Source organism: Streptomyces sp. NPDC048504 (assembly GCF_043200035.1).
GTDB lineage: Bacteria > Actinomycetota > Actinomycetes > Streptomycetales > Streptomycetaceae > Streptomyces.
This window is the reverse complement of the sequence record NZ_JBICXA010000010.1, coordinates 304,595-316,778: the sequence shown is the minus strand read 5'-3', so window position 1 is coordinate 316,778 and position 12,184 is coordinate 304,595. Positions and strand designations below refer to the sequence as shown.

The 12,184-nt window shown below is 70.5% G+C and carries 13 protein-coding genes; 6 read left to right on the top strand and 7 right to left on the bottom strand.

Going from position 1 to position 12,184, the window contains the following annotated elements:
* Window positions 1–35 precede the first annotated feature (35 nt).
* Together ACGFY9_RS25990 and ACGFY9_RS25985 are read right to left on the bottom strand one after the other, a co-directional pair.
* Entirely contained in the window at window positions 36–1,316 is a 1,281-nt protein-coding gene (locus ACGFY9_RS25990; protein WP_393757897.1) for a hypothetical protein, read from the bottom strand.
* Window positions 1,313–1,900 carry a hypothetical protein gene (locus tag ACGFY9_RS25985; RefSeq protein ID WP_393757896.1) on the bottom strand — a complete coding sequence of 196 codons (588 nt, stop codon included), beginning with the start codon at window positions 1,898–1,900 and terminating at the stop codon, window positions 1,313–1,315. Before ACGFY9_RS25985 ends, ACGFY9_RS25990 begins: the two co-directional genes overlap by 4 nt.
* Before the next feature lie 91 nt (window positions 1,901–1,991).
* On the opposite strand from ACGFY9_RS25985, the gene ACGFY9_RS25980 reads away from it, so the two are divergent.
* On the top strand, window positions 1,992–2,693 hold the full coding sequence (locus ACGFY9_RS25980) for a response regulator transcription factor (RefSeq protein WP_393757894.1): 702 nt from the start codon (window positions 1,992–1,994) through the stop codon (window positions 2,691–2,693).
* Window positions 2,683–4,500 (top strand): sensor histidine kinase, encoded by a 1,818-nt coding sequence (locus ACGFY9_RS25975; protein ID WP_393757892.1) that lies wholly within the window; start codon window positions 2,683–2,685, stop codon window positions 4,498–4,500. Before ACGFY9_RS25980 ends, ACGFY9_RS25975 begins: the two co-directional genes overlap by 11 nt.
* 1 nt (window position 4,501) lies before the next feature.
* Here ACGFY9_RS25975 and ACGFY9_RS25970 read toward each other — a convergent pair whose 3' ends face one another.
* From ACGFY9_RS25970 to ACGFY9_RS25955, 4 genes are all read right to left on the bottom strand, one after another.
* On the bottom strand, window positions 4,502–5,560 hold the full coding sequence (locus tag ACGFY9_RS25970) for an NAD(+)/NADH kinase (RefSeq protein WP_393757890.1): 1,059 nt from the start codon (window positions 5,558–5,560) through the stop codon (window positions 4,502–4,504).
* A 29-nt stretch (window positions 5,561–5,589) separates the two neighbouring features.
* Window positions 5,590–6,540 carry an NADP-dependent oxidoreductase gene (locus ACGFY9_RS25965; protein ID WP_393757888.1) on the bottom strand — a complete coding sequence of 317 codons (951 nt, stop codon included), beginning with the start codon at window positions 6,538–6,540 and terminating at the stop codon, window positions 5,590–5,592.
* A gap of 77 nt (window positions 6,541–6,617) precedes the next feature.
* Entirely contained in the window at window positions 6,618–6,824 is a 207-nt protein-coding gene (locus ACGFY9_RS25960; protein ID WP_393757886.1) for a hypothetical protein, read from the bottom strand.
* Window positions 6,825–7,019: 195 nt separating this feature from the next.
* The gene (locus ACGFY9_RS25955) at window positions 7,020–7,868 is read right to left on the bottom strand and encodes a helix-turn-helix transcriptional regulator (protein ID WP_393757884.1); all 849 of its coding nucleotides are present in this window, start codon (window positions 7,866–7,868) and stop codon (window positions 7,020–7,022) included.
* A gap of 206 nt (window positions 7,869–8,074) precedes the next feature.
* Between ACGFY9_RS25955 and ACGFY9_RS25950 the strand changes: the two genes are divergently transcribed.
* Window positions 8,075–8,938 (top strand): helix-turn-helix transcriptional regulator, encoded by an 864-nt coding sequence (locus ACGFY9_RS25950; RefSeq protein ID WP_393757882.1) that lies wholly within the window; start codon window positions 8,075–8,077, stop codon window positions 8,936–8,938.
* A gap of 14 nt (window positions 8,939–8,952) precedes the next feature.
* Here ACGFY9_RS25950 and ACGFY9_RS25945 read toward each other — a convergent pair whose 3' ends face one another.
* Window positions 8,953–9,417, bottom strand: a complete 465-nt coding sequence (locus tag ACGFY9_RS25945) for a MarR family winged helix-turn-helix transcriptional regulator (RefSeq protein ID WP_393757880.1) — start codon at window positions 9,415–9,417, stop codon at window positions 8,953–8,955.
* Between the two features lie 175 nt (window positions 9,418–9,592).
* On the opposite strand from ACGFY9_RS25945, the gene ACGFY9_RS25940 reads away from it, so the two are divergent.
* The 3 genes from ACGFY9_RS25940 (at window position 9,593) to ACGFY9_RS25930 (ending at window position 12,063) form a co-directional block, all read left to right on the top strand.
* The gene (locus tag ACGFY9_RS25940; RefSeq protein ID WP_393757878.1) at window positions 9,593–10,432 is read left to right on the top strand and encodes an SDR family NAD(P)-dependent oxidoreductase; all 840 of its coding nucleotides are present in this window, start codon (window positions 9,593–9,595) and stop codon (window positions 10,430–10,432) included.
* 151 nt (window positions 10,433–10,583) lie between these two features.
* Window positions 10,584–11,366 (top strand): SDR family oxidoreductase, encoded by a 783-nt coding sequence (locus tag ACGFY9_RS25935; protein WP_393757876.1) that lies wholly within the window; start codon window positions 10,584–10,586, stop codon window positions 11,364–11,366.
* A gap of 145 nt (window positions 11,367–11,511) precedes the next feature.
* The gene (locus ACGFY9_RS25930) at window positions 11,512–12,063 is read left to right on the top strand and encodes a dinucleotide-binding protein (RefSeq protein WP_393757874.1); all 552 of its coding nucleotides are present in this window, start codon (window positions 11,512–11,514) and stop codon (window positions 12,061–12,063) included.
* The last annotated feature ends 121 nt before the right edge of the window (window positions 12,064–12,184 follow it).

Sequence of the window (12,184 nt, the reverse complement as noted above, 5' to 3'; positions counted from 1 at the left end):
GCCCGCGTCGATCACGGCCAGTACCGGTCGGCTCTTCACGAGGTGGTCTCCACCTTCAGCCCGGCCGTGACACCGGCGCCGCTGATCTCGACCAGACCCTTGGCGAACATCCCCGTCCTCACCGCGATCAGCCGGCCGCCGGGCAGCTGGACTGCGTAGCCGCCCTCGCTCAGCGCCAGTAGCGCGCCGACCGGTACGGCGAGGACACCCTTGTGGGTCTCCGAGGTGAAGGCCACCTGCACCGGGGCGGAGGTCAGCTTCCGGACCGCCCCGGTGTCGGGCACCGAGACGGTGACCGTGAGCTGCGCGGGGGCCGAACCGCTGGTGTCGCCTTGGGAGTTGTCGGTCGCGGCGGTGGAGCCGACCACGTCGATGGTCCCCCGCGCGGTGGAGTTGTCCGGCAGGGTCACCGTGACCCGGTCGCCCTGGGACATGGTGCCGACCTGGGTCGCGTCCACCGGTATGGACACCTTCTTGGTGGTGGAGCTGACCGTCATCAGGTCCCCGGTCGCGTCGTCGCCGCTCTGCGCCTGCACCGTGCCGACCCGCACCGCGCCGGTCTGCACCGACAAGTCCCCGATACCGAGCACCCCGGTGGCGGGCATCCCGACATGGGCCTGCCAGCGCCGGATCGCGGCCATCAGGTCGCCGGTGAGCACCCCGTCGCCCTTCTTGACCTCGACCGAGGTCGCGGTGCGGCTGGGCGTGGGAGTGGGAGTGGGGGCTGCGCTCGCAGAGGGGGCGGCCGTAGCGTCCGCCTTGTCGGAAGTGCCGGTGCCGGTCGGGTCCGTGCCGGTGCCGGTCGGGTTCGCGGTGGCCGGGTGCTGAGTGACCCAAGTCCCCGGCCCCGGCTGGACGCCGATGTCGTAGCCGAGCTTCTTGAGGTTGTCGGCGACCACCCGCACGTCGGGGCCGGTGGTGCCGCGCGCGTTCAGTGTGCGGTAGAGGGGGGTGCCGCCGTAGAACACCGGGACGGGGACGTTGTCCACCTTGTACAGGGTGCGGCCCCGGGCGACCGTCGCTCCGGGGGCGGGCAGCCAGGTGACCAGTCCGGGTCTGGCGCCCTTGACCGGTGCGGCCTTGCCGTAGCCGAGGGTTCCGCTCAGGGTCTGGTTGTCGGACAGGTCGGTCTTCGTCACCGTCGCGGTGCCGACCCGTGCCGAGTCGGCGGCCGTCGTGCTCGGCTTCGTGTTCCCGTCCTGCCATACGGTGACGCCGAGCGCGGTCGCCGTGACGCCGGCCAGCGCCACGGCCCCGATCCGCAGACGGCGCTTCCCGTGCCGGGGGCGGGCGTCGTCGTCGCTGGTCGTCGTCACTTGTACGCCTTCACTTCGCAGTCCTTGTCGAGTTTGCTCCGCTGGGCCTCGGTCAGGGAGCTCTCGCCGTCGAAGTTCCAACCGGAGCCGTCGGCAAGGCCCTTGACCTTCAGACCGCCGTCGTTCAGGCACTTGATGTACGTGCGGAAGTCGTCCATGTAGTGCGGGTTCGTCGCCGGGTCCTCCTCGGGCGGCTCGATCGGGCGCTTCGAGACACACGCGTTCATGGCCGCCGGGTACTTGCCGGGCGACGCGGCGAGGGACCATTCGGTCGAGCCCGGCTTGTGTCCGGCGGGGACACCGTGGTCGTGCAGGCAGTTCGTCCAGATCTGGTACAGCCGTGTGCGCTCCTCGTCGGTGCTGTCCACCCGCAGCTGCGGACGGCCCGACTCCTTGGCGGCGCTCGCCGACGCCGACGCGCCGCTCGCGCTCGGGCTGTCGATCGAGGCGACGCCCTTGCCCTTGGACGCGCTGCTGTCGCCGCCGCTGTCCGAGCCGCCGCAGGCCACCAGGAGGGAGAGTGCCGCCGCCGCGCCGAGCCCGGCGAGAACGGCGGACCGGTTTCGATGAGTGAGTTTCGACATGGCGGAACCGTGACCGGAGGATATGAAGATCCTGTCAGGCCACCATCAGAGTCCTGTCTGCCGTCACGGTGGCGACCTTAGAGTGAGCCGCGTGAACGCATATGTCCTGGTGGCCGAGGACGACGCCAAACAGGCCGAGGTGATCCGGCGCTATCTGGAGCGCGAGGGCCACTCCTCCCTGGTCGTCCACGACGGGCGCGCGGCCATCGACGAGGTACGGCGCCGGCAGCCGGATCTGCTCGTCCTCGACGTGATGATGCCCCTGGTCGACGGGCTGGACGTGTGCCGTGTGCTGCGCCGGGAGTGCGAGGTGCCGGTGCTGATGCTGACCGCGCGCAGCACGGAGGAGGACCTCCTGCTCGGCCTGGACCTCGGCGCCGACGACTACATGACCAAGCCGTACAGCCCACGGGAGTTGATGGCCCGCATCCGCACCCTGCTGCGGCGGACGCGGGGCGCGACGGCGGCGCCGGACGACCCCGTGCTGCGGATCGGCGCGCTCGCCGTCGACCCGGTCCGCCGCACCGTCGCCCTCGATGGACGCCAAGTGGTGTGCACGCCCGGGGAGTTCGAGATCCTCGCGGCCATGGCCGCCGAACCGGAACGGGTCTTCACCCGCCGCCAACTCCTCGCCCTGACCCGGGGATTCGACCGCTACATAACGGAGCGGACCATCGACGTGCACATCCTCAACCTGCGCAAGAAGATCGAGGCCGTCCCCCGTCGACCCGCCTATCTGCAGACCGTGTACGGCGTCGGCTACAAGCTCATGGACGGAACTCGTGCGCGCTGAAGCGGAGTTGGGGACAGCGGGAGACAACGGCACGAAGTACAGGGCACGCGTCCGCGCCAAAGTGCCGCCGCACAGGAGCCTGTTGGTCCGCCTGCTCGCCACCTCCGTGATGATCGCCGTCTGCTCGGTCGCCGCCACCGCCTGGCTGGCCGCCCGCACCACCAGCAGCGCCATCCAGCAGGAGCAGGGCCAACTCCTCTCCTCCGACACCGAGATCTACGACACCCTGGTCGGCTACGCCGCCGTCCACCCGGACTGGAACGGCGTCGCCCCCACCCTGCGCCGCCTCGCCGAACGCACCGGCCGCCGGATCACCCTGACCACGCAGAGCCGCCGTACCATCGCCGCGTCGGCCGCCCGTACCGGATCCGCCCTGCCCGCCAGGGCATCGGCTGTCGTCGACCCCCTGCACACTGACCCGGCTCTGCTGCCGGACGTCGGGGCGAACCGCATCGACCCCCGTGCCGTGGGCCCTTACAAGCTGACCGCCGCCGAGCGCGAGACCCTGCGCGGCCTGGCGGACAAACTCCTGACCTGCCTGGGCGACAGGAAGGGCGTCGCCTCACTCCTCGTCGGTCCCAGCGGTCGCCCCTCCATCAAACTCGCCGACAGCGCCCTGGACGGAGTCGCCTGGGACCGCGGCTGCGGCCTGGCCGCACTCGGATTCACCGTCCCGACCGAGCGCAAGCCGTTGTCCCAGCTCAACGCCATGGTCAACGACTGTCTGCGGAGCCAGCGTCTGGAGCCCGTGAAGTTCGGCATCGACTTCGTCATCGGCTACGGCGGCCCGCCCGCCCAGACCTGCCTGGACACTGCCCGCCGCGACCAGCTCACCCCGTACGTCGCACCGGCCGCCCTCCTCTTCGTCGCCACCCCGACCGGCTCGCCCACCGCCCCCGCCTTCCACTTCACCTCCGCCAACACCGGCCGTATCGCCGGTGTCGCCGGCCTCGTGCTGCTGATCACCGTGGCCGTCACCGTCGTCGTCGGCACCCGACTGGTGAGGCCGCTGCGCGCCCTGGCCGACGCGGCCCGCCGCCCGGTGGAGGAACACCAGCGCGTACCGGTCACCACCAACGACGAGATCGGCTATCTCGCCGCCGCCTTCAACGACCTCACCGAGCGCCGCGAACGCATGGAGGGGCAGCGCAAGGCGATGGTCAGCGACGTCGCCCATGAACTGCGCACCCCGCTCAGCACCATCCGCAGCTGGCTCGAAGCCGTGCAGGACGGTATCGCCACCTCCGACCAGGCACTCGTGGACTCCCTCCTCGAAGAGGCGCTGCTGCTCCAGCACATCGTCGACGACCTCCAGGACCTCGCCGAGGCGGACGCCGGCCAGCTGCGCATCCACCCCGAACCCCTCTTCGTACGCGACCTCCTCGACCACGTCGCGACCGCCCACCTCGGCCGCGCCGAGACCGCGGGCGTCACCCTCGCCACCCGCACCGACGGCGACCCCGAACTGTCCGGCGATCCCGTACGGCTGCGGCAGGTCGTCGGCAACCTGGTCTCCAACGCGCTACGGCACACCCCGCCCGGCGGCACCGTCACCCTCCGCGCCCACCGGACCGCGGGCCACGTCACGATCGAGGTCGCCGACACCGGCACCGGCATCCCCGCCGAGGATCTGCCCCGGGTCTTCGACCGCTTCTGGCGCGCGGAGAAGTCACGCAGCCGGCGCACCGGCGGCAGCGGTCTGGGCCTCGCCATCGTGCGCCGGCTGACCGAGGCGCACGGCGGGACGGTGACGGTGACCAGCACGGTCGGCGCCGGCACGGTCTTCACCGTCCGCCTGCCCGCGTGACCTACTCGGCGGCGGGCGGCAGGCGCATCCCCGCGAGGTCCGCCGGGACCGGGGTGTCCGGGCGGAAGAACGGTTCCGAGGGGCCGTCCTGGGCGTTGGCGGGGGCGTCCGTGAGCCGGAACCGGTCGCGCAGCCGACCGTAGAAATCCGTCGGGCGCAGGCGGACGAGGCGGACGCGCTGGGGGGCTCGGAAGACGCCGATCCAGTCGCCGGGGTCCAGGACGCCGCGGAGTTGGCCGTCGACGGTGACGATGGCCTGGCCGGAGTGGGGCAGGACGCGCAGGCCGACCGGTTCGTCGGGGGCGGCGATCACGCTGCGGTTGAACGTCATGTGCGGGGCGATCGGGGTGAAGACGACGGCGTCCATGTGGGGTGAGAGGACGGGTCCGCCGGCGGCGAAGCTGTAGGCCGTGGAGCCGGTCGGGGTGGCGACGGCGAGCGCGTCGGCGGAGTAGGTGGCCAGCAGGCGTCCGGCCAGGTAGACGCCGACGCCGACCTGCCGGTCGCGGGCGAGTTTCTCCAGGACGACGTCGTTGAGCGCGGTGACGTCCAGCGCGCAGCCCCAGCCGCCGCCCTCCGTGGTCTCGGGCCGGACCTGCGGCGGCGGCAGGGCGGGGCCGCGGCCGTAGCGCAGCAGGGCCTCCATCTCCTCGGGGATGTCCAGCGGGCGGGAGGCACGCATGGTCAGCGTCATGCGCTCCTCCACGATGGCCCGCCCCTCGTGCACGGCGTCGAGGGCCTCGTCGATGTCGCAGGCCGGGACCTCGGTGAGGAAGCCGACCTTGCCGAGATCGACGCCGAGGACGTCGGCCCCGCTCTTGACGGCGATGCGGGCGCCGCGCAGGAAGGTGCCGTCGCCGCCGAGGGTGACGACGAGGTCGGGGTTGCCCGCGGCCTCGGCCTCCTCGCGTCCGGTACGGCGGTGGTGGTCCTTGGCCCACACGTCGATCTCCGTGCAGCGGACGTCGTGCGCCTCGCTCCAGGCGTGCACGGCGGCCGCCGCGTCCCGGGCGGTCTCGCGTCCCTGGTGGACGACGAGACCGATACGGCGTACGGGCATGGGGTCCTCCGTGGAGTGCGGTCGGGGCGTCAGGCGTGTGGTGCGGAGCGGTCGTCGGGCGGGACCAGGCTGAGCACGATCTTTCCCCGCGTGTGCCGCCGCTGCACCTGCCGGTAGGCCTCCTGGACCTGTTCGAGCGGGTAGACCTTGCTGATGGGGACGGCGAGTTGTCCCTTGGAGACCAGTTCGGCCAGTTCGGCGACCAGTTGAGGGGTGAAGACGTCCTCCTGGGCCCTGCTGCGGACGCCGTAGCGGGCTACGGCCCGGCCGTCGGCGAGGGTGTTGATCCGGTGCGGGGGCACGCCCAGCGCGATGGCGATGTCGACGTTGCCCTGGCCGAAGGTGTCGACGAACGCGTCGATCCCGTCGGGTGCCGCGGCCTTCAGCCGGTCGGCGAGGCCGGGGCCGTGCTCGACGGGGACGACGCCGAGCGAGCGCAGGAAGTCGGCGTTGTGCGGTCCGGCGGTGCCGATGACCGTCGCGCCGCGCAGCCGCGCGAGCTGCACGGCGAGGGAGCCGACCCCGCCGGCCGCGCCGGACACCACGACCGTGTCCCCGGCCGTCGGTTCCACGGCGTCTACGGCGGCCCATGCCGTGACCCCGACCGCGGACAGGGGAGCGGCGGCTTCCCAGCTGATGTCGGCGGGCTTGGGGGCGAGGAGGCCGGCGGGCGAGACGACGTAGTCGGCCTGCGCGGCGCGCGGCATATAGCCGATGACCTCGTCACCGACGGCGAACTCGCCCACACCGTCGCCGAGTTCGGCGACCCAGCCCGCGAAGTCGTTGCCCTGTCCCTCGGGGAACACGGCCGGCCACATGTCCGCGAAGACACCCTGCCGGATGCCGGCCTCACCGGGATTGACTCCGGCGACGACGACCCGGACGAGGACTTCCCCGGGGCCCGCCTCGGGTCGCGGCACCTCGACGACCTCCAGCACCTCCGGGCCGCCGTAGCGCGAGAATGTCACTGCTCGGGGCATGGTCGAGTCTCCAGTGTCCAGGGGATCCGGTGGCTTGCAGAAGGTTCCGCGGGCTTACAGAAGGTACTGCCACTTGGTCATGCGTCCTTGAGATCGACGGTCGGGTCGTCGAGCGTGAAGGTGCCGTCGCCGCGGTGGTGGAACAGGCGCGGGGCGGGCTGCGACGGGTCGGTCCAGGCGCGGACCGGCTCCAGGAGGAACAGGCTGTAGGGGGCGACAAGGGTCGTGTCGGCAACCCCGCACTCGATGTTGGCGAAGCACTCCGCGACGACCGTGGCCGCCATCTCCGCCGTCGGGACGGAGACGACGCACTCGCCGGTCTCGACGAGCGCCTCGTAGTGCGGAGCGCGTCCCTGCGGCGGGGCCGGCGCGCTGTCTGTCGCTTCGAGTCTCGGTAGACGGTGCGCCGGTATGAAGGCCGCGGTGTTCCTGGGTGCGGGAGGACCAGCCTCGGCTTGCGTGCTTGCGTTCGTCCAGGCCTACGTGTTCGCGTTCGCGCCGGCCTTCTTCGGCGCGGTGGCCATCGACCTCAGCGTCTCGAAGGCGGCCGCGGTCGGACTGGCCGGTTCGGCCTGGTAGACGACGAGTTGCTGATGCGGGGCGCCGTTGACCGTGAACGCGGCGAAGGCGATGTGCAGGTCGCCGACGTCCGGGTGCTTGAGGTGTTTGCCTTCCTGGGACTTGCTCTTGACGTCGTGCAGCCGCCAGAGCCCCGCGAACTCCTCGCTCTCCGTGGAGAGTTCATCGACTACCTCGGCGATACGGGCCGATTCGGGATCGTGCCCGTAGGCGGCCCGGAGTTCGGCGACACAGGAGTGCGCGGCCCGGTCCCATTCCTGATAGAACTCGCGCCCCGCCGGATCGACGAACACATTGCGGGCGAGGTTGTCGAACGCGTCGAACCCGCTGTGCAGCGCCGTGGCAAGGGAGTTGCCCGCGAGGATGTCGAGCGCCGGGCCGAGCACGAACGCCGGAGTGTGCTCCCACCCGTCCATCAACTGCAGTAGCTGCGGGCTGACATCGGCCTGACCCCAGTCGTGCGGCCGCTGCGAGGGCGTCAGACAAAGGCGGTTGAGATGGTCGGCGGACTCCGCGTCCAGCTTCAACGCCTGCGCCACGGCCTCCAGGACCTGCGGCGAGGGGCTGTTCTCGCGTCCCTGCTCCAGCCTGATGTAGTAGTCGGAGCTGACTCCGGCGAGCAGTGCGACCTCCTCCCTGCGCAGTCCCGGCACCCGGCGTCGGCCGTACTCGGGCAGACCGACGTCCTGGGGCTTGAGGGCCTCGCGGCGGGCCCGGAGGAAATCACCCAAAGGGGTCCCATTGCTCATGCGGCAAGACTAGATGCTTTTCGATCGTTGAGAAGGGCCGCTCGTGCACAAATGCACCAGGTTCCACACGCTTCACACACCGTGATGTGCCACCCGGCGACCTGCCTTGCAGATCCTCCGTGCCACCCCGGGAGCCATGATCCTGGGTGCAACGCACCCACCGTCGGCAGAACTTCGCCGGGCGTTTTCCGCCTAGCCTCGACGGTATGTACAACGACGACGTGCGCCCCGACCCGGTGGAAGGGCTGGGTCAGTTCCTCCGCTCCCGCCGGGAGCGCGTCAGCCCCGCCGACGTGGGGCTGGCCGGCTCCGGCCGGCGACGGGTGCCCGGGCTACGCCGCGACGAGGTCGCCGCGCTCGCCGGGGTCAGCCCGAGCTACTACAGCAGACTTGAGCAGGGACGTGAACTCAGCCCGTCCGTAAGGGTGTTGGAGGCCATGGCCCGTGTGCTGCGGCTGCCCGAGGAGGACCGGCTTGAGTTGTTCCGGCTGGCGCGACCCACAAGCCGTCGTACGAAGTCGCCGTCCCGCGTCGAGCGGGTGCGCCCGCACCTGCGGCAGCTGATCGAGAGCTGGACCAGGACGCCGGCCTTCATCATCGGTCACGCCCAGGACCTGCTGGCGGCCAACGCCCTGGCCGACGCCCTCTACCGCGACTTCACCCAGCACGACAACGTGCTGCGCATGCTCTTCCTGGACCCGGCGGCGAAGACGTTCTACCGGAACCCGGAGCGGGCGAAGAACCGCGCCGTCGCCGATCTCCAGCAGTCCGCCGCGAGCACGCCCGAGGATCCCCGCATCCTGGAACTCGTCGGCGAACTGTCCGTGCGCAGCCCCGAGTTCCGCTCGCTGTGGGCCCGCGAGTACACCCGGGTCCCGCCCTACGAGGTCAAGCAGATGCGCCATTCCGTGGTGGGCGACCTGGAGCTGCGGCACGAGGCGCTCAACATCCGCAGCGCGCCCGGACAGCAGCTCATCATCCTACAGGCGGAGCCGGACTCGCCCTCGGCGGAGGGCCTGGCCCTGCTGGGTTCGCTCAGCGCGCCCGAGGTGCAGGACGCGCAGCAATAACCCGAGGTTACGAATTACCGGGAATCCCGCTCGACCGCTCCCAGTATTCGGTCCAGGAAGTCACCGAAAAGGCGCACCTCGTCCGAGGTGAGCGGGTCGAAGAAAAGCCGCCGCACGTTCTCCACATGCGTGGGTGCGGCGGCATCGATCATTTCCCGGCCCTTTTCCGTGAGCCGCACCATCGAACCGCGGGCATCGTCCACACAGGCCTCGCGCGTGACGAGCCCGCGCTTCTCCATGCGGCTGATCTGATGGGACAGCCGACTGCGCTCCCAGTCGACCTCGGCGCCGAGGTCCCGCGCGCGCAGGACTCCGTCGGCGGATTCCGACAGGGGTGCCAGGAGGGCGTAGTCGGCGGCCGAGAGTCCCGAGTCGCGCTGTAGCTGCTGGTCCTGGGCGCGTTGCAGCTCGCGGCGCACTCTCCGGTACTTCGCCCAGACGTCGGCCTGGTCGGGGGTGAGCCATCGCGGTTCGGACATGGCCCCACGGTACCAGGTTGTTGACATGTCACCGACTTCGCCGGCCGACGCCCGTTCCTGGGTGTGGGACTCCCAGGAAAACCGCTGCCTTCATAGCTCCGTGCGAGAGGGACAGACTCGTACTCGTCAACAAGAAATCCCCCCACAAGGGGAAACGACGAAAGAGGTTTTCCCCATGGCTACGTGGTTTGTCACGGGCGCCTCCCGCGGAATCGGCGCGGAAATCGCCCGGGCCGCACTGGCAGGCGGTAACAATGTCGTGGTCGCCGTACGGAATCCGGAGCGGGTGCCCGACGACCTAAAGAAGTCCGACAACGTGTTCGCCGTCGCCCTGGACGTCACGGACAACGACAGCATCCCGCAGGCGGTCGAGGCCGCGGTGGAGCGCTTCGGCGGTATCGACGTCCTGGTGAACAACGCCGGCCGCGGTCTGCTCGGCGCGCTGGAGGAGATCACCGACGCGGAGGCGCGGTCGCTGTTCGACCTCAACGTCTTCGGCCTCATCAACGTCACCCGCGCCGTCCTGCCCGTCATGCGCGAGCAGGGCTCCGGCAAGCTGGTGCACATCGGTTCCCGCTCGGGCTTCGAGGGCGAGCCCGGGGTCAGCCTGTACTCCGCGTCGAAGTTCGCGGTCGCCGGCATCAGCGAGGCGCTCTCCGCCGAGATGGCGCCGTTCGGAATCCAGTCGATGGTGGTCGAACCGGGCGTCTTCCGCACCGACTTCCTCGACTCCAGCTCCCTCTCGGTCGCCGCGAACCGCATCGCCGACTACGACGACACCCCGGCGCACGTGACGCTCGACTGGATCGACCGGGCCAACCACGCCCAGCTCGGTGACCCCGTCCTGGGCGCCGCCCTCATCGTCGAGGTCACCGGCACCGAGAAGCTGCCGACGCACCTCTACCTCGGCCGCGACACGCTGGAGCGGCTGGAGGTCAAGTACCGGCAGGTCCAGGACGACCTGGCCCCGTGGCGCGAGAAGTCCGCGGCCACCGGGCACGACGACGCCGCCTGACGCACAACGGGCGCCCGGGCCCCAGGAGTTCGGGCGCCCGTGCCCCCGACGAGTTCGGGCACCCGCACCGGCCACCACCAGACACACCTGACGCACCCCCACCTGGCATGCCATCAAACACCGTCCCCATCAGAGTGATTGAGGTTCTGTGATGTCTGCTTCCACCCTGCTCACCGGTACCCCCCTCTCCGGCCGTGTCGCCGTCGTCTCCGGCGCCTCCAGCGGCATGGGTGCCGTCACCGCCGAACGGCTCGCCGAACTCGGTGCCACCGTGGTCGTGTTGGCCCGCCGCAAGGAGCGTCTGGAAGGTGTGGTCAAGAACATCGAGGCCGCCGGCGGCACCGCGTTCGCCCTGGCCGTCGACGTCACGGACCGCGCCGCCGTCCAGGCCGCCGCCGACCAGGTCGCCGAGCGCTTCGGCAAGGCCGACCTGGTGTTCAACAACGCCGGTGTCCAACTCATCTCCGGTATCGAGGAGTTGAAGGTCGACGACTGGCAGCGCCAGATCGACCTCAACATCAGCGGGCTGATGAACGTGATCGCCGCGTTCCTCCCCCATCTGACGGAGTCCGCCGCCGCGGGCAAGCCGGCCGACCTGATCAACACCTCGTCGATCGCGGCCACCCGCATCCTGACGAAGTTCTCGATCTACTCCGGCACCAAGGCGTACATCAGCCACCTCACCCGGCTCCTCCGCGTGGAACTCGGCCCGAAGATGGTCCGCGTGGCCACCATCGAGCCCGGCATGGTCGACACCGAGCTCCCCGACCACGTCACCGACCCCGACGCGTCCAAGCTGATGGCCGACCTCATCCACGACATCGACGTCCTCCAGGGCGCCGACGTCGCCGAGACCGTCGCCTTCATGGCCGCCGTACCGCGCCACGTCAACCTCACCGAGATCACCATCCTGCCCACCGCGCAGGCCGTCTGAGACCCCTCATCCCCTCAGGGCGGGGGAGGAACAGCACTCGCTGCTCCTCCCCCGCCCCGGCAGCATTGGTTGACACGACAACATCAGTGGTGTTTTGTTGATACGTCAACGAGGACTGGGAACCCCAGGCAGACCGGAGGCCGACATGAACATCACGGTGATCGGACGAGGACACGTGGGCGGCGGCCTGGCCCGCCTGTGGGAGAAGGCCGGGCACGAGGTCAGGGCGCTGGGCCGGGACGGCGGTGACGCCTCGGACGCGGATGTGGTGGTCGTGGCCGTCCCCGGCAACCAGATCGCCGAGGCGCTGAGCGGCGTGACCGGGCTGAACGGCCAGGTGACCATCGACGCGACCAACCTCTACTCGGAGCGCGACCCCGCCTTCCCCTCCCTCGCGCACCAGGTGAAGTCGATCGTCGGCGGCCCGACCGCGAAGTCCTTCAACACGGTGTTCGCCTCCGCGTACGACCGGATCGGCACCCAGCGAGTCACCCCGAGCAACCTCTTCGCCGCCGAACCGGCCGCGAAGGACATCACCGCGCAGCTCATCACCGACGCCGGCTTCGACCCGCTCTACGTCGGCGACCTCGACCCGGGCGCGCGACTCCTGGAGGACAGCTCGGGCCTGACCCGCGCGCTGGCCGGTCAGATCGGCGGCCCCTTCTTCTACCGGTACGGGCGGCCCGGGGAGCTGTAAGTACAGGGCGGGCAGGGGCAGTTCAGGGTGCCGAGTGCGCCGGCCTGCTCACCGGCACTGATACGAACCGCGCGTCACACCACCCGCCGCCCGAGTCGCCTTGACCTTGTCGCAACGTCAG

Bases quoted from the DNA above. Each gene is read 5' to 3' on its own strand.
- ACGFY9_RS25985 (WP_393757896.1), bottom strand. From the start codon at position 1,900: ATGTCGAAACTCACTCATCGAAACCGGTCCGCCGTTCTCGCCGGGCTC.
- ACGFY9_RS25970 (WP_393757890.1), bottom strand. From the start codon at position 5,560: ATGCCCGTACGCCGTATCGGTCTCGTCGTCCACCAGGGACGCGAGACC.
- ACGFY9_RS25965 (WP_393757888.1), bottom strand. From the start codon at position 6,540: ATGCCCCGAGCAGTGACATTCTCGCGCTACGGCGGCCCGGAGGTGCTG.
- ACGFY9_RS25960 (WP_393757886.1), bottom strand. From the start codon at position 6,824: ATGGCGGCCACGGTCGTCGCGGAGTGCTTCGCCAACATCGAGTGCGGG.
- ACGFY9_RS25955 (WP_393757884.1), bottom strand. From the start codon at position 7,868: ATGAGCAATGGGACCCCTTTGGGTGATTTCCTCCGGGCCCGCCGCGAG.
- ACGFY9_RS25950 (WP_393757882.1), top strand. From the start codon at position 8,075: ATGTACAACGACGACGTGCGCCCCGACCCGGTGGAAGGGCTGGGTCAG.
- ACGFY9_RS25945 (WP_393757880.1), bottom strand. From the start codon at position 9,417: ATGTCCGAACCGCGATGGCTCACCCCCGACCAGGCCGACGTCTGGGCG.
- ACGFY9_RS25940 (WP_393757878.1), top strand. From the start codon at position 9,593: ATGGCTACGTGGTTTGTCACGGGCGCCTCCCGCGGAATCGGCGCGGAA.
- ACGFY9_RS25935 (WP_393757876.1), top strand. From the start codon at position 10,584: ATGTCTGCTTCCACCCTGCTCACCGGTACCCCCCTCTCCGGCCGTGTC.
- ACGFY9_RS25930 (WP_393757874.1), top strand. From the start codon at position 11,512: ATGAACATCACGGTGATCGGACGAGGACACGTGGGCGGCGGCCTGGCC.